Here is a 19,300-nt window from a genome sequence, read left to right on the forward strand (position 1 = left end):
ACGATGCGCTGGCTGGCGCTGGGTCTGACATGGGCGGCTGTGTGGCCCGCCGCGGCGCAACCGGTGCGCGATGTAATTGCCTCGGCACCGGTCGACCGGTCTGTCACGATCTACCGCGCACCGGGGCGCAATGGCGGGCAGCTGACGCTGTCGCAATTGCACGGCTTTGCGGTGATTACCGAAACGCGCGATGTCGTTCTGCCCGAAGGGCGGGCGCGGCTGTCATTCACCGGCGTTGCCGACGGGATCGTTGCCGAATCGTCGCTGGTGTCGGGACTGCCGGGCGGGGTGATCGAAAAGAACCGCGACGACGCACTGCTGTCGCCCTCGGCGCTGCTGCGTGCCAGCGTCGGGCGCGCGGTAGAGTTGCGCCGTACCGATCGCAAGACCGGCAGGATCACGGTGACCCCGGCGCGGATCGTGTCGGCCAGCGATCAGGGTGTGGTCTTTGCCAGCGCCGCCGGGAACGAGGCGCTGCGCTGTGATGGCCTGGCAGAGACGTTTCAATATTCGGGCACGGGCGACGGTCTTTTTGCCCAGCCGACACTGTCGGTGCTGACCCGATCGGCCAGGGCGGTCCACGCGCGGATCACGCTGACCTATATCGCCGAAAATTTCGACTGGAATGCCAATTATATCGCGCGGATCGGCAGCGATGGCAAAACGCTTGACCTGACCGGATGGATCACGCTGGCCAATGGCAATGGGGTCAGCCTGACCGATGCGCAGACGCAGATCGTGGCGGGCGGGTTGAACCGGGCCTATGTGCGGCAATACCTGCATGCCGCGCCGCGCGTGATCGCGCGCTGCTGGCCGATGGCCAAGACCAGCGACATTCCCGAAAAGCCGGGCCGGCCCTATCAACTGGTGCATCCGTGGCATGCCGACGATGCGGTCAGCCAGGAAATCATTGTCAGCGCGCAACGCCGCAAAGCGGATTATCTGGTCGCGCCGGCAATGATGCTGGCGGCACCTGCACCGCCGCCGCCGCCCGAACAACTGGGCGATCTGAAACTCTATCGGCTGGGCGAACGCACGACGATTGCCGCCCGGCAGATGAAGCAGACGCGGTTGATCGCGCAGGCGGCGGTATCTTTTTCCGCCGATTACCGCGCCGATCTGCGCCTGTTCCCGGGGCAGGACATTGCGCCACCACAACCGGTCACGATCATGCTGCACCTGACCAATGACAAGCAACACGGCCTGGGCCTGCCGCTGCCATCGGGTGCGGTGCTGATCGAGCAGCAACAGGCGGGCCAGGACATGGTCCTGGGCGAACCCGGCTTGAGCGATACAGCCGAGGGCGAAAAACGCGATCTGCCCATCGGATCGGCCGGTGACATCACGTTTGCATGGGCGCGCGTTCCCGCAACGGCAGACAGGCGGCAGTCGCGCTATCGCGTCACACTGACCAATGCATCGGGCAAGGCAGCGACAGTGGCGTTGCGGCTGTTCAGTCCGTATGGCTGGGTTCCGACCGACGCCTGGGCGAAAGTCGCCAAGATCGACGGTGTGCCAACGATGACCATCGCGCTGGGCGCGGGCGAAGCCCGGCAAGTGCCGGTCGAACTTTACCGGCAATAGGCATGTTGCGATTGCGGTTCACCTGCCGCTAAACTTTGGTGGCCTACATCATCCCCAACAGCTTCGGGATGATGCACCCATGATCAAGTCTCGCCCTGGTTCAACATGTCTGGCGCTGGCCTGCCTGACGCTTGTGGCAGGCGGCGCGCGCGCTGCCGATGCATCACCTGTACCGGCGCGGTTGCACCTGGCTGAACGATTGAGTTGGGGGCCGCGCGGTGATGAGCCGTCGCTTCCAGCGGGCGAGCCCGCCGCCGCGCTGGCGGTGCCGATCAACGCCGCCCTGCCGCCCGCCGCAGCACAGGCGATCGCCGCGATGCGGATCAGCCGTCAGCCGATGGCAGATCTGGTCATGACCATGGTCGAGCGCCGCCGCGCGATCAACGCGATGACCGACCCCGATGCCAGGGCCGCCGCAGACAAGCTCTGGCAGGGCGAGATGGGCGATCTGTATCGCGAAGTGCAGACGCGCGACATCCTGCGGGCGCTGTATTCTCCGGCGCAACTGGGCGAACAATTGACCTGGTTCTGGGCCAACCATTTCAGCCTGCATGCACAAAAGCGCGAAATCCGGGCCATGCTGGGCGGTTGGGATGATACCCTGCGCGCCCATGCGCTGGGCAAATTCCGCGATCTGCTGGCCGCCACGGTAACCCAGCCCGCGATGCTGCAATACCTTGACAACGAACAGAATGCAGGCGGCCACATCAATGAAAACTATGCGCGCGAAATCATGGAATTGCACACCATGGGGGTGGGGTCGGGCTATACACAGAAGGATGTCCAGGAACTGGCGCGCGTGCTGACCGGTGTGGGCGTGCGGCTGACCCCCGATGCGCCGCATCTGGGGCCGGACAAGGCGCCGTATTATGTTCGCCAGGGTCTGTTCGAATTCAATCCAAACCGCCACGACTTTGGCGACAAAGTGCTGCTGGGCCAGACGATCCGGGGCCAGGGTTTTGCCGAGGTGCAGCGCGCGATCGACATCCTGGCCAGCCAGCCTGCCACGCGCAACCATGTGTCGCGCAAACTGGCGCTGTTTCTGCTGGGGCATGAACCCGGCCCTGCGCTGTTGAACGCGATGACCGCCGAATGGCAGGCGAGCGACGGCACGATCGCGCAGGTGGTCGATGTGGTCCTGCGGTCCGACGAATTCCGCGCATCGCTGGGACAGGGTTTCAAGGATCCTGTGCACTATGTGCTGTCGGCAGTGCGCTATGCTTATGGCGGACGCGTGATCCGCAACGCCGACCCGATCATCAACTGGCTGAAACGCATGGACGAGGCGGCCTATGGACGCGAAACGCCTGATGGCTGGCCGCTTGAAGCCTCTGCCTGGACCGGACCTGGCCAGATGGAGACGCGCTTTGAAATCGCCAAGGCAATCGGCAACGGATCGGCCGGCCTGTTCAAATCGCGCGACCCGGGCGGGGGCGACGAACCAGCATTTCCGCAATTGCAGAACGCATTGTGGTTTGCAGGGTTTGACCGTGCGATCGGCCCGCAGACGCGCGCTGTGCTCGACCATGCCGGATCGTCGCAACAATGGAACATGCTGCTGCTTGCCAGCCCCGAATTCATGCGGCGCTGATGTTGGAACCACTCGCCACCCCGCACCCCCGGCCCATCGGCCCACTGTGTACCTTCGGTGGACGGATGTGCCGGGGGTGCGGGGCGGTGGGTGGCGCAAAAAAAGGACCATGCTGATGTTTGATCGTCGCACAATTCTGACCGGAGCCGGGTTGACCGGTTTGTCGCTGCTGGGCGGGCAGGCCATGGCCGCGCCCGCCGCAACGGGCACGCGGTTCCTGCTGGTGTTCCTTCGCGGCGCCTATGACGCGGCCAATGTGATCGCGCCGGTGTCCAACGCGTTCTATCATGAGGCGCGGCCCACGCTGGCGCTGGCGGCGCCCGATCCGGCCAATCCGCAGGCGGCGCTGCCGCTTGATGCCGACTGGGCGCTGCACCCGGCGTTGCGCGACAGCATGGCGCCGATGTGGCAGGCGCGGCAGATCGCATTTGTTCCGTTTGCCGGGACCGATGATATGAGCCGCAGCCATTTCGAAACGCAGGACACGATCGAATTGGGGCAGCCGGTGCAGGGTTCGCGGCGCTATGGCTCGGGCTTTATCGGACGGCTGGCCGGCGTGCTCAACAAAGGCGGCACGGGTACGATCGCGTTTTCCGACACGCTGCCGCTGGTCATGCGCGGCGGACCGATGGTTGCCAATCTGGCGCTTGGCGGCAATGGCAAGCCGCCGATCGATGACGGCGAAACCGCGATGATCGCGGCGATGTACCGGGGGCAACACCTGGGCGCGGTGGATCTGGATTCAGCGGTGCACACCGGGTTTGCCGCACGCCAGACCGTGTGGCGCACGATCGATGACGAGATGAAGGCGGCAGGCCGCGGCGCGATTGCCGCGCGCGGGTTCGAGGCGGCGGCGCAGCGTATCGGCTATGTCATGCGCGATACCTACAATCTGGCGTTTGTCGACGTCGGCGGGTGGGACACCCATGTCAACCAGGGCGGCGCCACCGGGCAACTGGCGGGGCGGATCGGCGAACTGGGCCGGGGGCTGGCGGCCTATGCCACGGCGCTGGGGCCGCAGGCCTGGCGCCAGACCGTGGTGGTGGTGGTATCGGAATTCGGGCGGACATTTCGCGAAAACGGCAATCGCGGCACCGATCATGGCCATGGCAGCATCTATTGGGTCCTGGGTGGCGCCGTGGCGGGCGGGCGCATGGTGGGGCCGCAGGTGCGGATTGCGCCCGATACGCTGAACCAGGGCCGCGATCTGCCGGTGCTGACCGATTATCGCGCGCTGATCGGCGGGCTGTGGCAGCGCCAGTACGGGCTGAGCCAGGCGCAACTGGCGACGATTTTTCCCAACGCGGCGCCGGCGCGGCTCGATCTGATTTAATCGTCTTTTCAAGGCGCCGGTTCGGGACTACCGACCCGGCTGCCCCTTGCTTCAGCCCGACGAGCCCTGCCCATGACCGCTGCCCATGTGTTTCCTTTTGCGCTGCTGTTGGCAGGCGCGGTGTGGGCGGGCGCGCAAAACCAGCTCGCCGGCGGCGGGTCGTTCATCACGTTGCCCGTGCTGATGCTGACCGGGATGGACGCGCGCGCGGCCAATATCACCTCGACCGTGGCGCTGTTTCCGGGGCAGGTGACGGGCGGCTGGCTGGGCCGGGCACATGCCTCGGGCACCGCCAGCCTGACATTGCGCACCCTGATCGTGATCAGCCTGATCGGCGGGGTGATTGGCGCGATCCTGTTGTTGGCAACGCCGTCGAACGTGTTTGCGCAGATGGTGCCCTGGCTGGTGCTGTTTGCCACCGCCGCGTTCGCCTGGGGCTCGTTCTTTCGCAAGGCGCCTGCAGCCGGCGAAACGGCAAAGGCGCTGGGCGCCGTTCCGGCCATGGCGATCCAGTTGGGCATCGCGATCTATGGTGGCTATTTCGGCGGTGGCATCGGGTTTCTGATGATGGCTGCGCTGGCCCTTGGCGGGGCGCCGGTGCGTGCGGCGGCGGCCACCAAAAACCTGTTGGCCGGCGTGATGAACCTGACCGCCGTGATGATCTTTCTGGTGTCGGGCGAAGTGCGCTGGCTGGCGATGGTGGTGGCGATGGTCGGTGCGCTGGCGGGCAGCTGGCTGGGCGCGCAGATGCTGGCCCGCGTCAACGAACGCGCGCTGCGCTTTGTGGTCGTAGCGATCGGCATTGCGCTGACGATTGCGCTGTTCCGGTTCAGGTAGGCGCGCGCCACGCGACCTGGCGCACGGGGCCGATCAGCGGGCCCCACGCCACCATGCCGATCAGCGCGAGCACCGCGGGGATCAGAAACGCCAGCCGGTATGATCCGGTATGCTGCACCACCAGCCCGGTGACCAGCGGCGCGGTCACCCCCGACATGTTGCCGATCAGGTTCTGCAACCCCATCCAGCGCCCCGCTGCCGCCGGACCCGCCAGCGTCTGGCCGGCGGTAAAGCACATCGGACTCATCACCCCGCAGGCAAACGCCGATCCACCCAGCGCCAGCACCACCCAGCCGTGCGGCGCAACGGTTGCGCCGGCCAGCATCACCCCGCTCAGCGCCATGCCCCACAGCATGAAGCGTTTGCGCACGGTGCTTTCATCGTGGCCGGCGCCAATTGCCCGATCCGAGCCAAAGCCGCTGATCGCGCTGCCCAGTGCCTGCACCAGCGGGATCGCCGCGCCGACCCAGGCCATGCGCACCAGCGAATAGTGTTCTGCATTGACCAGGAACGTGGGCAGCCAGGTCAGCAGCAGATACGTCGGATAGGCATAACAGAATTGCCCGATGGCCACACCCCACAGCCCGCGCCGGGACAGGATTTCGCCCCATCCCGGGGTTGCCGCGCGCACTTGCGCCGCACTGCGCGTCGATTGCGGCAGCCTTGTCGCAAACCACGCCGGTAGCCAAAGCAACGACACCGCGCCCAGCACCCAGAACACCGGGCGCCAGCCGACATGGGCCAGCACCAGCCCGCCGATCAGCGTGCCTGCCACCGGGCCGAGAAAGATGCCGATCGAAATCGCGGCATTGGCCTGCCCGCGCTGATGCGCCGGGGCATGTTCGGACAAAAGGCGGGCATTCACCGGAAAAATCACGCTTTCGCCAAGCCCGATCAACAGGCGCAGCGCAAACAGGCTGGCAAACCCGGTGGCAAGACCGCACAGCATCGTCGCCAACGACCACACCGTCAGCCCGCCCGCCATGACCCAGCGCAAGGGCCAGCGTTGCGCGACCATGCCCGCCAGCGGTTGGGCCAGCGCATATGTCCAGAAAAACGACGACAGCAGCAGGCCCATCGCGCCCGAGTTCAACGCCAGTTCGCGCGCCAACAGCGGTGCCGCAATCGCCAGACTGCCGCGATCGGCATAATTGATGAACATGGCCAGCGCCAGCAGCGCCACCAGCCATAACGATATGCCGCGCAATCCTGCTGCGTCTGCCATCTTTTCACCCCCCGATCCCCGCAGTCCACGATCCCGGTTCATGGCGATGCGGTCAAGCGCGCATTCGTTAACCAGGGGACAGGTGCTTGTGCCTAGGGCCGAGTTGGGCGGATTTAAGCCGCATGGTCGCACAACGGTGGTTCTGTTCCATGCGAAAGTACCCCATGCTCGACAAATTCCGGATCGGTACGATCGTCACCAGTTGTGTGGCTTTGCTCATGGCCGTCATTGTTGCCGTGTCGGTGATTGGCAGCAGCGGCTTGCGACAGGTCTCTGCCTCGGCGCAGACGCTCAATACGAGCACCGTGCCCAGCATTTTCCGTCTTTCCACGATCATGACCGATATCGATGTCAGCCGCGTGCGGCTGATGCGCCTGGTCCTGGCGGATGGGGCAAAGGCCACGCAGGACACCGCAAAGGAACTCGACAAGGGTCTGGCCGCCACCGATGCCGCGATGAATGACTATCGCACAGGCGCCGACCTGGATCCGCAGGAAAAACCGGTGTTCGATGCGGCGTTCCAGTCATGGCAGGATCTGCGCGGGTCGATCGTCAAGGCGCGCAGCACGATGCTGGCCGGGCGGGTTGATGCCGCGCGTGCCGAAATCAATGGCCCGATGGTCGGGCTGGCGCGGGCCTCGCGCAAGGCATTCGATGCCGAATTTGCCTACAATCGCGCCAATGCCGACCGGCGTGTGGCCGCCATTCGCCAGCTGGGCGACAACACCTTCGGCCAGACATTCGTGATCGGGATTGCCGGATTGCTGGTGGGCATCGGCGTCATCGCGCTGATCCGTGTCAAAATCCTGCGGCCGGTTACCCGCTTGCGCGATGCGATGACCACGATGGCCGCAGGCACGATCGATATCGACATTCCCGGTGAGGCCAAGCATGACGAACTGGGCGAGATCGCGCGAGCGCTGGGCGCAATCAAACTCAGCATTACCGAACGCGCGCGCGACGATGCCCAGGCGCAGCTTGCGGTGCAGCGCAAAGTGACCGGCGCGCTGAACGCGGGGCTCAATTGGCTCAAGGATGGGCGCCTGACGCATCGCATCGACGAAGCGTTTCCGCCCGAATTCGAAGCGTTGCGCAATGATTTCAACGCGACGCTGTCGGTGCTGTCGGACCAGATCGGTCAGGTGGCCGAAACCGCGCTGGCCGTGCACAACGGTGCCAATGAAATCTCTGCCTCGGCCAAGGACTTGTCCGAACGCACCGAAGAACAATCCGCCTCGCTCAACCACACCGCCGGCACGGTCAAGGATCTGACCGCATCGGTGATCGATGCGCGCAGCGTGGCCACATCGGCCAGCGCCATGGCCCAGGATGCCAGCCGCGAAGCACTCGACAGCGGCAAACTGATGGGTGATGCGGTGGCGGCGATGCAGTCGATTGCGGCATCATCGGCGCAGATGCGCTCGATCGTGGAAATGATCGATGGCATCTCGTTCCAGACCAATCTGCTGGCGCTGAACGCCGGGGTCGAAGCGGCCCGCGCCGGAGAAGCGGGGCGCGGCTTTGCCGTGGTGGCCAGCGAAGTGCGCAGTCTGGCCGAACGCTCGGCCCAGGCCGCGCGCGAGATTGGCGGGCTGATCGAAGCCAGCGGGCGCGAGGTCAACCAGGGCTCGTCGCTGGTCAACCAGACCCAGGGCGCGCTCGAACGCATCGTGACCAAGGCCAATGCGCTGGCGGCAACGATCGGCACGCTCGCCGCCGGTGCCGATGGCCAGGTGCAGGCGATCGAACAGGTCAACATCACGATCACCGGGCTGGACCTGACCACCATGCAGAATGCAGCACTGGTCGAACAATCAACCGCCGCCGCACAGTCGCTGGCCCAACAGGCCGAGCGGCTGACCGCGGTGGTGTCGCAATTCGAAATCGACGGCCCGGCGGGCACGATGCGCCTAGCTGGCGTGTCTCACCCTGCATCCGCCCCGCGTCCTGCGCCCCTGCGCCATCGCGCTGCGCCCACCCAGGGCAACGCCGCGCTGTCGCAGGACGACTGGGCAGAGTTCTAGGCCGGCAACCTGATCACAAACCGGGTGGCGGGTGATGTCGCGTCAAGCGTCAGGCTGCCCCGGTTGCCTTCGATCAGCGCGCGCGCGATCGGCAGGCCAAGCCCCGTGCCGCCCGTTTCGCGTCGGCTGGTGAAAAACGGTTCGAAAATCCGTGCACGGTCGGCCGGGGCTATCCCGCCTCCGTCGTCGGTTACGCGCAGCGTCGTGGTCTGGCCATCGTGCGCGGCGGCAATCAGCGCGTGGCCTGCGCCTGCGGCGCGCGCGTTGTCGATCAGTGTGGTCAGCACGGTTTCCAGCGCCGGCGCGGCAATGGCACAATCGGGCAGGATGCCGGGCAGGGCCAGTTCCACGCGAAAGTCGGGTGTCGACAGTCCGTCGGCCAGCCGCGCCAGCACCGCATGCAAATCGCATCGCGCATCGGCATCGGCGCGCTGCATATCGGCCCGGGCCAATTGCATCAGGCGCGAAATCAACCGGTTCAGCCGTTGCGTGTCGCCGGCCATATTGGTCAACAGGTGGGCGCGTTCGACGCCGGCCATGCCCTCGCCATGGTCCTGCAACAGCTCGATCCCGCCCGACAGGCCCGACAGCGGGGTTTTGAATTCGTGCGCCAATGCGGCGGCAAAATCGCGCAAATAGTGCGATCGCGCCTCGATCGCGGCGGCCATCGTGGCAAAATCGCGGATCAGGCTGTCGATTTCCTGCACGCGCAGCGTGGGTGCAGGCGGAACGGCCCGGCGCCCTTCGGCCAGTGCGCGGGTGGCGCGGCTCAGCGCCTCGACCGGGCGGACGATCGTGCGGCCCAGCACCGCGGTCATTGCCACCAGGAACACAAAGATCGCCGCTGCGCCGACTGCGATCTTGCCCCGATCTTCGTACATGCCGCGAAACAACGCGCGCGGGCTGCGCGAAACCAGCACCACGCCCACCACGTGACCTGCGGCCATGATCGGGCGCGCATGATGCAGCCGCAAATCAGTCGCTCTGCTCAGCCATTCCAATGCAAAAGGCTGGGTGTAGTCGCCGTTGAAGCGCAGCACCGTCATCGCCTGGCCGCCCAGCGCCCCGCGTACCTCGGGCAGCGCGGCCAGCGATCGCCCGGCTTCGGGGCCATTGAGCACGACCCCCTGCCGGTCGAGCAGGATGATCCCGGCCAAAGTCGCGCGCCGGGTTTCCGCGATCACGGGCGCCATCGTCCGCGCCATGCGCACGGCCACCGGATCGGGGGAAACGGGCGTCGGTCGCGCATCGGGGCGTTCGGGCAGAACCGGGCTCGAGCGCAAGTCGATGCTGGTGGCCATTGCCCGATCGTCGGGATCGCGCGGCTCTGGTACGGGCGGGCCAGCCGGTTGGGGCCAGCCCAGCGCGGCGCCGGCGGCGATCGCCGATCCTTGTGCAATCAGTTCAGCCTCGGTGCGGCGCACGAGCGCGTTTTCATACACGCGCAACATGATCGCGGCCACGCCCGGCAGCGCTGCGACCATCAGCAACAGGCCGAACATGATCGTGCGCAGCCGCAGCACCGGCCACCATCGCACCAGCCAGTGCCGCAATCGCGTCATTCCCGCCCGCAAGGCCCCAGGCGATAGCCGATGCCGGCACGCGTTTCGATCACATCGCGCGCCCCGCATTCCGCGAATTTGCGGCGCACATTGCGGATATGGCTGTCGATGGTGCGGTCGGTCACCGCAAAGCCGGGCCCGTGCAGCCGGTCGATCAGCACATCGCGCGACAAGATCCGCTGCGGTGCGGCGGCAAGTGCTGCCAGCAGCGAAAATTCGGTGACGGTCAGCACGACTTCGGCGCCTGCCCAGAACGCCTGCCAGCCCGCCGTGTCGAGCCGGAGGAGGCCATGCGTGACGCCGATTTCCGCAGCTTGCACAGCGGGCGCGGCACTGCGGCGCAGGATCGCCCCCGCGCGCGCCACCACTTCGCGCGGTGAAAACGGTTTGACCACATAGTCGTCCGCGCCCAGTTCTATCCCCAGCACGCGGTCGATCTCGTCATCGCGCGACGACAGGAACAGGATCGGCACGGCGTTGCCGTCCGCGCGCAAGCGGCGACACACCTCAAGCCCGTCCATGCGCGGCATGTTGATGTCCAGCACCACCAGATCGGGTGCCGATCGCGCGACGGCAATCAGCGCGGCTTCGCCATCCGCGGCCTCGACACTGGCCACGCCCGCCTTGCCAAAGGCAAAGCCGAGCACGTGCCGGATATGCGGGTCGTCATCGACGATCAGCACGGTGCGGGGCAAAGGGTAAGCCATGACCCGGTCTGTCATGGCCGGGCCGGTATCGTCAATGGCGCGGCGGACGGCAGACCCCCGCGATCGCGGTCAAGCCCCACAATGGCGCGCAGGGTATGCACATCGCGGATTTCGCATCCTGCCGTGATCGCCGCCATCGGTGAATGCTGCACCGATGGCGGCAACGCGCGCGCGCGCAACGCACCCTGCAACGACCACAGCGCACCGGCCTGGTCGCGGGCCAGCGCGGCTTGCGCATTCTGGCGCAGGATCTGCGCCCACAGGTGGATCGCCTCGGGCGCGCGGCGGCGTTCAAGTTCGACCGCCGGCAGCAATGCCGAGGCACCCGATTGCTGCAGATAGCAGATGTCGAGCGGCGGACCGCTGCCGCCAAGTTCGCGCGCATGATCGATGTTGTAGCGCGCCGCGATTTCGTCCAGATCGACCCAGCAGCACCCCGACACCAAGGCCAAGGCCGCCGCCGCGTTGGCATTGATCAGCCACGAAGCGCTGTTGCCCCGGATCATCCGCCAGCACACGAGCACCAGGCCAAGTGCGACGAGCGCCATCCACAGCAGCGCGGCAATGCGCCACGCGGTCAACGAATAGGCCGCAACATAGTCAAGCGTGCGCAGCGCCGCGCTTGCCACCAGCAACACGTTCTGCATGATCCACACAACCACCAGCCAGCGGATCGGTGTGTGCGCGGCCGTGGCCGATCCGGGGCGCAGCGCGACCAGTACAAAGGCCGCAGCCAGCAGCGCGGTCACGATCAGCGGATAGGCTCCGCGATGCGCATAGGCGGCCAGCGTCATGCCCTGCGGCAGCGGCACCAACCCCCACAGCCAAGCCAGATCCATAGCATTTTGCAGTGCAAACAGCGCGTTGAACGTGATCAGTGACGTAAACACCGAAGCCACAGAGACCCCGGGCAATGCAGTCGTGCCGTAATCGACACATGTGCCGTAGATGCGAAGCAGGATACGCGGGCGCAAAACGCCCCAGACAAGCGTGAACAGCACCAGCCACAGCGTCAGCCTGCTGCCCCAATCCTGCGTCCACGGCGGGTTCAGCAGCCTGCCGAGCCATGCTTCGATCACCGGGTTGGCCGCGGAAAACAGCGCGACGATCACGGCACTGCCGATAACAGGCAGCGCCAGCCGTGCCACCAGGTCACCAAGTGCGGGAACACCGCGCCGCGCGCGCACGCGGAACAGGCGTTGCAGATCGAGCACCGGCGCAACGCTTGCACGCACCCCAAGTTGTGCCAGCCGTTGCATCCACTGCCAGGCGTCACCCGGTCGGGCCACTGTCGGCATCAGCGCGCCGATCCCGAGATATGTCCAATACACGCACCAGGCGATCGGGCCGGGGCGCCACAACAGCGCCAGCGCCATGGCCATTGCCAGCCCCAGCCACGGCCAAGCGCGCCGGTCGTGCCGCAGTGCCGGGCGGGTGATCAGCGCCAATGCGGGCAGCACCAGCAACAGCGCCCCGACTGGCCCCGTCTGCCCCCGGATCAGCGCATCGCCCAGCGCGACTGCGGCCAGCGCTGCCAGCAGCTTCGCCTTGAAATCCCCTTGCGGCCGCAACCCTTGCGCCATCGTGTGCCACTCCGTTGTTTTCAGTGTGGCCGTTGTGGCAGTCGGGCGTGCGGTCCGGTGCGCGGATCGGGTGTGGATCGGGTGGAGCGCCCGTGCAGAAATTGTGCAGATCAGCGGGCAATCTGCGCTGCCAGCGCCAGATGGTCGGACAGCCGCGCCGTCAGGGCCCCCGCGTGCATCAGGGGCAGGGCGCTGCTGCCGACGATATGGTCGTAATCATGGCGTGGCTGCCACGAGGGATAGGTGCAGGTGGTGCGCTGAGGCAGGGTGCCACCGGTCATCGTGCAAAACGCCTGCATCGGCGCGCTGGCGGCCGTGCAGTTGAAATCGCCCATCGCCACCCAGGCGGGCGCGCCGCGCAGCCGTTCGGCGATGCTGGTCAGTTGCACGACCTGCGATGGCGCGCCCAGGCTGAGATGCAGGCAGGCCACGCGCAGGGGCACCGGTGCTGCGACATCGGCCATCACACACCCGCGCCCGGCGATGCGTCCCGGCAGCTTGATATCGTGGATATTGGACAGCGGCCAGCGGCTCAGGATGGCGTTGCCGTGGCGCGATATGCCGGGAACGGTGCGGTTGTGCTGTACCGCGATATGGGCATGGCCCGACAGCGCGACCAGCACGTCGAGCTGCGACCGGAACCCGGCGCGTCGGCCGCCCAGATCGATTTCCTGCAGGCAGACCACGTCGTATGGCGCGATCACCCGCGCGATGTTGCGCAAGGCGATTGTTTTTGATGGCGTATGCAGGACCTGCCGATGGGCATGGATCAGGTAATCCAGCACCCGGCTGGTGCCGATCCCGGCCTGGATATTCCATGTCAGCAGCTTCATTGCGATTTGGCCCGACATCATCAATACCCAGGGTCCTGTGTCATCATCGAAAGAGCCGCCTTGATCTCGCCCATTTCCTGGCCACTCGCAATGCACATCGTGGTCGCCACGGTGCTGTCGTTGCGCATTTTATACCGCCGGTTGCAGGTCAACAGCGCGCTGGCGTGGATCGTGTTGCTGATCGGCATGCCGATTGCGGGGCCGGTGCTGTATGTGCTGTTTGGCGCGCCCACCTTGGGCCAGCGGCGGCTGAAACTGGGGCAGCGCATCCGCCGGTTCTATCAAAAGGCCTATCATGTCGCGCCCACCCACGTGGCGGCGATGGACCGCATTGCCGAACCGTTTGGCGCGCTGGCCGGATCGATCGCGGACGACAGCGGGTTTCCGGTGCTTGCGCGCAACAGGTATGACATCCTGACCGACGCGGGCGCCATTCTCGAGGCGATGGTACGCGATATCGATGCGGCCCAGACCGACTGCTGTCTGGAATTCTATATCATCGATCCGGCGGGCCGGGTGGCCCAGGTGCTCGATGCCGTGCTGCGCGCTGCGGCGCGCGGGGTGGCGTGCCGCATCCTGGCCGATGATTTCGGCAGCAAGGCGTTCTGGCGATCGACCTGGCCCGCGCGCCTGCGCAAACAGGGCGTGCGCGTAATCCGCAGCCTGCCGGTGGCGGTGATCCGTTCGTTTTCCAAACGGTCGGATTTGCGCAACCATCGCAAGCTGCTGATCTGCGACCGCGCTGTTGCCTATACCGGCAGCTTCAACCTGATCGACCCCCACGAGTTCAAGCAGGGCGCGCATGTCGGCGAATGGATCGACCTGATGATGCGGATCGAGGGGCAGATGGTGGATGCCTTGGCCTGTGTGTTCAATGCCGATTGCCTGCTTGACGAACCGGGTGCCGATATCACCAGGGCGACATTGCGCGCACGACCGCTGGGCGGGCAGATGGCGCCGCTGCCCGACACCTGCAACCTGATGCAATTGCTGCCGTCGGGCCCCGAAATGGCCAATTCGACGATTTATGAATTCATCGTCGCGGCCATTTTCAATGCGCGACACAGCGTGCGCATTGTCACCCCCTATTTCATCCCCGATCAGGCGGTCATGCTGGCGCTGAGATCGGCGGCGCGGCGCGGGGTTGCGGTACAGATCATCGTGCCCGAACGCATTGACACCCGCATCGGCCAATATGCCAGCCAGTCCAATTATGAGGATCTGCTGTGCGACGGGGTGCAGATCCTGCGTTTCCGCGGCGGATTGCTCCATGCCAAGGCCGTGCTGATCGATGACGGCATCGCGCTGTTCGGCACAGTCAACATGGATCTGCGCAGCTTCTACCTGAATCTCGAACTCAGCCTGATCCTGTACGAGCCGCGTATCAATACCGACCTTGGCAGGATTATCGACACTTATGCCGCGCGCAGCAAGGCGGTGGTGATGGCCCAGTGGTCAGCCCGATCCGGCCGGCAACGTTTTCTGGAAAACGTCATGCGGCTGGCCGGCCCGCTGTTGTAGGACGATCGGCCATGCGCAAAACCCGCCGTTATCTGCGTGCCACGATGCCCGACGGCTATGTCAAGACGATCGGGCCCACCACCGACGCCTTTACCCATTACTGGCGCATTGTCGCCGAACTGGCCAATGGCAAGACCGAGGTGTTCTGGGGGCACACCCGGTCGCTGGCCGAAGCGCGCAAGAAGAACGGCGCTGCGCGCGATGCGGCCCGGATGCGCGGCTGGACCAGCTTTCGGTTCGAGATCGCCGAACTGGTCGAAGTTCCCGCAGCCGAGGCTTGAGCCGAATCGTGCCGGTGGATCGGGGATTGACGCGCGGGCGCTGATCGCCAAGGTCGCGGGCGCCACATTACCGCTGGCGAAGAACGGGAAACGATGACCGATCCTTTTACATCACAGGCCATGCGCGATCACTTTGCCCATTGCATGCAAGTGCTTGGCGGGGTCACCGCGGCTTCGCGGCGGCTCGATATCGACGAACGGGCGATCCGCCGCTTCATCAATGGCGAACGCCCGCTCAGCGAACGGCTGCTGGCCGATACCGCATTTGCGCTGCGCCGGCTGATTGCCGATGCAACCGCGGCCGAGGCCATCCTCAGCGCGGCAGGTGGCGCCACGTCGACCGAGGCCTGACATGCAACTGCGCCTGGCCGCGCTGGCTGTTACGGCGATCGTGCCAGGTGTGGCGCAGGCCGATGATGCGCCCCCGGCGCAGATCGTGGTGACGGCGCCGCCATCGGGCAGCACCGCAGTGCTGGCCGATACCCCGGTCAATGCGCAAATTCTGTCGGGCGATGCGCTGGATCGTCAGGGGCACGCGAACCTGGCCGATCTGCTTGAGGCCAATCTGGGTTCGGTCACGCTGAGCAACGGCACGGGCAGCCCCTATCAAAGCGATGTGTCCTATCGCGGATTTCAGGCAACGTCGTTGCTGGGTTCGCCGACCGGGCTGTCGGTGTGGCTTGATGGCGTGCGGATGAACGAGCCGTTCGGATCGATCGTCAACTGGGATCTGATGCCGATGAATGCGATCGGCGCGGTGGAGGTCCTGCCGGGATCGAACCCGCTGTTCGGATTGAATACGCTGGGTGGCGCGCTGGTCCTGACGACCAAGAACGGTGGCGACAACGGCGGGCTCGGGATCATGGCGCAGGGCGGTTCGTTTGCCCGCCGCGGCGCGCAGGCAGAGGCAGGCGGGACGTTGGCGGGCAGGGCGCTCGACTGGTTTGTGGCCGGAAATTACGACGATCAGGACGGCTATCGCTGGTACACGCACACCCGCGTCAGCCAGGCCTACGGCAAATTGCGCTGGCACGGCACCTCAGCCAAGGCCGAACTTGGCCTGATCTGGGCCGACAGTGCGCTCAACGGCACGCAGGGCCTGCCGCTGTCGATGCTCGGCACGCCACAGGCGGCCTATACCTGGCCAGACACGGTTGCGAACACCCAGCTGGTGATCAATCTCAAGGCGGATACGCGACTGTCATCGTCGCTGAGGCTCAGCGGCAATCTCTATTATCGCCGATCGGGCAGTCATTCGCGCAACAGCAATGCGAGCCTGGGGCAATATTGCGACGGCGTGATCTATGATTGCAGCGGGCTGGCCCTTGGTGGAACCGCGCTGGACCTTTACGCCGGCAATCCGTTCATGGCGGGATCGGCGGCGAATGCGGGCTTTGCCCCCTATCGCGGCACCCTGCCGATCCATGATTTTACCAGCGGGGTGAACACCACGCTGGTCATTTCCGATATTCATCAGCACACGATCGGCGGCAACGGGCTGCTGAACCTGGCTGCGCCGGTGGGATCGGTGTCCCACGATCTTGACCTTGGCGGCAGCTTTGAAACCGCGGCCATCCGTTATGCCCAGGGCACCGATCTTGCCCGGCTGGTGAATTACCAGACCATACCGATGCCATGGAATGATCTGTATGGCAGCGATACGGGGTTTGAAGGCAGTCCGCTGATCAACAGCGTGGCAATAGCATCGCGCAACACGTCCTTCGACGTGTTCGTGCGCGATCGGATCAGACTGACACCCGCGCTTGGCCTGACGGCCGCGCTTGGCTACGAATTCACGCATCTGTCGCTGGGGGGCAGCAATGCCACCTTGCTCGACCCGGGTGGCAGCTATCGCTGGACCGGCAGCGACGGCAACACGTACTACAACCCGGCCTATATCGGTGCGAGTTACTGGAACGCGGCGACCGGCGCGCTTGCCAGCGCGACGGTTCCGGAGGGCGGCACAGCCGGGCCCGAAATCGATCCGGTCAAAGGCGCACACAGCTACCACCGGTTCAATCCTTCGATCGGCCTGACCTGGAACCCGCGCCAGGATCTGGGCTTTTTCGCCAGCTATAGCGAGGCCATGCGCGCGCCGACCGCGATCGAACTGGCCTGCGCCGATCCGGCCACGCCGTGTTCGTTGCCCACCGGGTTCAACGGCGATCCCGACCTCAAAGCCGTGCTGGCGCACAGTGTCGAACTGGGCGCGCGCGGGACCATGCTCGAACGCGTTGGCTGGAATGCGGCGGCCTATCGCACGCTGGTCGATAACGACATCCAGTTCATCTATGCGCCGTCCGGGCTCGGTTACTTTGCCAATCTTGGCAAGACCGTGCGCAAGGGCTTTGAACTGGGGGTCAATGCCGATTTCGCACGCGTTCATCTGGCCGCCAATTACGGCTATGTGGCTGCAACCTACCGCGACAGCTTCATCGACGCCGAGGGACAGATGGTCACCCCCGGCAGTCGCATCACCGGCATCCCCCGCCAGTCATTCAAGCTGCGCGGAACATTTGATCCAATCGCGACCGTCGTATTGGGCGCCAACCTGATCATGGTGTCGAGCCAATATGCCCATGGCGACGAGGCAAATGTCGATGTGGCGGTGCCGGGCCACACGCTGGTCAATCTCGATGTGCACGTCACGCCGGTGCCGCATGTCGAACTGTTCGGCAAAGTGACGAACCTGTTCGACGTGCACTTTGCCACGTTCGGGGTGATGGGCAACAACCTGTACACCGGCCATGATGAACAGTTTCGCACGCCCGCCGCAGGACGCGCGGTCCTGGGCGGGGTACGGTACAGCTTTGGCGCGGGCCGAACACCGCCCGACGCGGATTGATCCCGGCTGCCGGGGCGATCAGCCCGCGGCCTGGGCACCTGCCAGGAAATCCATCTTGCCCACGGCCACGCCGTTCATGCGCAGCAAGGCATAGGCGATCATGAGATGGAAATAGAAATTGGGCAGCGCAAAGTCGGTGGCAAGCGATTGGCCGGTGAAGGTCATCTGCAGATTGGGAAACGACAGCGTAATCTCGCTCGTGTCGCGTCCTTCGAACGCGGCGGGGGCGGTCTCTTCGCAATAGGCAATGGTTTTGGCGATGCGTTCGCGCAGTTCGGCCAGCGTGGTTTCCTCATCCGCCATCGGGCGCGGCTCGGCCTGCGCGACGCGCATGACCAGCAATTTGGCGGTGTCGCAGGCGATCTGGACCTGGCGCGAAAAGGGGAACATGTCGGGGGCAAGCCGCGCCTCGATCAGCGCTTTTTCATCGACGCCGCTGGCGGCTGCCTTGGCCAGCAGATGGTCCAGCGCGTGCAGCTTCTGGATCATGACGGGGACGGTAATGGCATAGAGACTGGGCATCGCATGGCTCCCTCGGGTTGGCTTTGCGTCACGCGATGGACGCGAAATGCCCCTGATGCAACCGCCGCAGTGTCCCGGTGCCAGGCAAGTTGGCCGCAGCACCACTGGCCCCTATGCAGCCGGTGCCTGTCGGGGTAGGCATAGGCCCATGATGACCATTCCCTGGGATCAGCCGGCGACGCTGATCGATCTTGATGGCCGGACGCCGGTGATCGGCACGGTTCGCGAATGCGTGATGCATTTTGCCATATTCAAACCTTTTGCCAAAGAGCAGGCGCGTATCCTGCTGACCCGGCCGGTGTTCCGCGAAGGGCGCAAGACGCGCACCTGGATCCTTAACCCCGACGAGATCGAGCGGTTGGTCGTGCGGATGAAGTCCGAGAGCGAAAGCGTGGCCTGAACCCGGCCCGCTGCGGATCAGGCCAAGGTAACGTAAATTTCCGCTTCGATCAGCCAGCGGCCACCGATCTGGCGCCATTTGGCGCTGTAGAGGCCGCTGGCGAGCGGTTTGGCGTCGGACGCACGGATGCCGATCCAGGTGCCCTGTTCCAGTGCGACGGGTTCGACCGGCGAAACGGTGATGGTGCCCGGGGTGCGGGTATAATGCGTGCGGTCGTGGCCCGCAAATTCGCGTTTCCAGGTCTGCAATTGCGATTTGCGCCCTGCGATCAGCGCGCTGTCGGTGCCGGTGATCAGCACGACATCAGGCGCCAGCACCGTGGCGATCGCATCCGGATCACACGCAACCAGCGCGCGGTTGAATGCGGCCCGGGCAAGGCGAATGGCAAGTTCGGGTGCATGTGTCATCGCCCGGCCATAGCCCGCTTCGGCGGCCGGGCAAATTCCCCGCGC

At 65.4% G+C, this 19,300-nt stretch carries 17 protein-coding genes; 10 read left to right on the forward strand and 7 right to left on the reverse strand.

The window, feature by feature from the left end; translation table 11 throughout:
* Positions 1–3 precede the first annotated feature (3 nt).
* The 4 genes from G404_RS17585 (at position 4) to G404_RS0100550 (ending at position 5,345) form a co-directional block, all read left to right on the forward strand.
* Positions 4–1,584: a DUF4139 domain-containing protein gene (locus G404_RS17585; protein ID WP_051279997.1), complete on the forward strand. Its 1,581-nt coding sequence runs from the start codon at positions 4–6 to the stop codon at positions 1,582–1,584.
* 79 nt (positions 1,585–1,663) lie between these two features.
* Complete coding sequence (locus tag G404_RS0100540; RefSeq protein ID WP_028639345.1) at positions 1,664–3,175, forward strand: DUF1800 domain-containing protein; 1,512 nt, start codon at positions 1,664–1,666, stop codon at positions 3,173–3,175.
* 115 nt (positions 3,176–3,290) lie between these two features.
* Positions 3,291–4,508, forward strand: a complete 1,218-nt coding sequence (locus G404_RS0100545) for a DUF1501 domain-containing protein (RefSeq protein WP_036519816.1) — start codon at positions 3,291–3,293, stop codon at positions 4,506–4,508.
* 72 nt (positions 4,509–4,580) lie between these two features.
* Positions 4,581–5,345 carry a sulfite exporter TauE/SafE family protein gene (locus G404_RS0100550; protein ID WP_028639347.1) on the forward strand — a complete coding sequence of 255 codons (765 nt, stop codon included), beginning with the start codon at positions 4,581–4,583 and terminating at the stop codon, positions 5,343–5,345.
* Here G404_RS0100550 and G404_RS0100555 read toward each other — a convergent pair.
* On the reverse strand, positions 5,338–6,570 hold the full coding sequence (locus G404_RS0100555) for an MFS transporter (protein WP_028639348.1): 1,233 nt from the start codon (positions 6,568–6,570) through the stop codon (positions 5,338–5,340). The two genes, G404_RS0100550 and G404_RS0100555, sit on opposite strands and share 8 nt — an antisense overlap.
* A 164-nt stretch (positions 6,571–6,734) precedes the next feature.
* Between G404_RS0100555 and G404_RS17590 the strand changes: the two genes are divergently transcribed.
* The gene (locus G404_RS17590; RefSeq protein ID WP_051279999.1) at positions 6,735–8,594 is read left to right on the forward strand and encodes a methyl-accepting chemotaxis protein; all 1,860 of its coding nucleotides are present in this window, start codon (positions 6,735–6,737) and stop codon (positions 8,592–8,594) included.
* Here G404_RS17590 and G404_RS0100565 read toward each other — a convergent pair.
* From G404_RS0100565 to G404_RS0100580, 4 genes are all read right to left on the reverse strand, one after another.
* Positions 8,591–10,156 (reverse strand): sensor histidine kinase, encoded by a 1,566-nt coding sequence (locus tag G404_RS0100565; protein ID WP_036519818.1) that lies wholly within the window; start codon positions 10,154–10,156, stop codon positions 8,591–8,593. The genes G404_RS17590 and G404_RS0100565 overlap by 4 nt on opposite strands.
* Positions 10,153–10,863, reverse strand: coding sequence for a response regulator transcription factor (locus G404_RS0100570; RefSeq protein WP_036519821.1), 711 nt, complete (start codon positions 10,861–10,863; stop codon positions 10,153–10,155). Before G404_RS0100570 ends, G404_RS0100565 begins: the two co-directional genes overlap by 4 nt.
* An 11-nt stretch (positions 10,864–10,874) precedes the next feature.
* On the reverse strand, positions 10,875–12,446 hold the full coding sequence (locus tag G404_RS17595) for a DUF4153 domain-containing protein (RefSeq protein ID WP_051280001.1): 1,572 nt from the start codon (positions 12,444–12,446) through the stop codon (positions 10,875–10,877).
* A gap of 110 nt (positions 12,447–12,556) precedes the next feature.
* Complete coding sequence (locus tag G404_RS0100580; RefSeq protein WP_028639351.1) at positions 12,557–13,279, reverse strand: endonuclease/exonuclease/phosphatase family protein; 723 nt, start codon at positions 13,277–13,279, stop codon at positions 12,557–12,559.
* A 90-nt stretch (positions 13,280–13,369) separates the two neighbouring features.
* Here G404_RS0100580 and cls point away from each other — a divergent pair, with 90 nt between their 5' ends.
* The 4 genes from cls to G404_RS0100600 all read left to right on the forward strand — a co-directional run bounded on the left by cls (position 13,370) and on the right by G404_RS0100600 (position 17,926).
* Positions 13,370–14,800 carry a cardiolipin synthase gene (gene cls, locus G404_RS0100585; RefSeq protein WP_245584323.1) on the forward strand — a complete coding sequence of 477 codons (1,431 nt, stop codon included), beginning with the start codon at positions 13,370–13,372 and terminating at the stop codon, positions 14,798–14,800.
* Positions 14,801–14,811: 11 nt separating this feature from the next.
* Positions 14,812–15,081: a hypothetical protein gene (locus G404_RS0100590; protein WP_028639353.1), complete on the forward strand. Its 270-nt coding sequence runs from the start codon at positions 14,812–14,814 to the stop codon at positions 15,079–15,081.
* A gap of 93 nt (positions 15,082–15,174) precedes the next feature.
* The gene (locus tag G404_RS0100595) at positions 15,175–15,432 is read left to right on the forward strand and encodes a hypothetical protein (RefSeq protein ID WP_028639354.1); all 258 of its coding nucleotides are present in this window, start codon (positions 15,175–15,177) and stop codon (positions 15,430–15,432) included.
* 1 nt (position 15,433) lies between these two features.
* On the forward strand, positions 15,434–17,926 hold the full coding sequence (locus G404_RS0100600) for a TonB-dependent receptor (RefSeq protein WP_036519824.1): 2,493 nt from the start codon (positions 15,434–15,436) through the stop codon (positions 17,924–17,926).
* Between the two features lie 18 nt (positions 17,927–17,944).
* Here the strand turns inward: G404_RS0100600 and G404_RS0100605 are convergent, their stop codons facing one another.
* Entirely contained in the window at positions 17,945–18,448 is a 504-nt protein-coding gene (locus tag G404_RS0100605; RefSeq protein WP_028639356.1) for a DUF1993 domain-containing protein, read from the reverse strand.
* Positions 18,449–18,596: 148 nt separating this feature from the next.
* Between G404_RS0100605 and G404_RS0100610 the strand changes: the two genes are divergently transcribed.
* Positions 18,597–18,848 carry a hypothetical protein gene (locus G404_RS0100610; protein WP_028639357.1) on the forward strand — a complete coding sequence of 84 codons (252 nt, stop codon included), beginning with the start codon at positions 18,597–18,599 and terminating at the stop codon, positions 18,846–18,848.
* 17 nt (positions 18,849–18,865) lie between these two features.
* Here the strand turns inward: G404_RS0100610 and G404_RS0100615 are convergent, their stop codons facing one another.
* A complete protein-coding gene (locus G404_RS0100615; RefSeq protein WP_028639358.1) occupies positions 18,866–19,255 on the reverse strand; it encodes a nuclear transport factor 2 family protein in 390 nt (129 codons plus the stop codon).
* Positions 19,256–19,300: the final 45 nt, after the last annotated feature.

The sequence above is a fragment of the Novosphingobium acidiphilum DSM 19966 genome, assembly GCF_000429005.1.
Lineage (GTDB): Bacteria > Pseudomonadota > Alphaproteobacteria > Sphingomonadales > Sphingomonadaceae > Novosphingobium > Novosphingobium acidiphilum.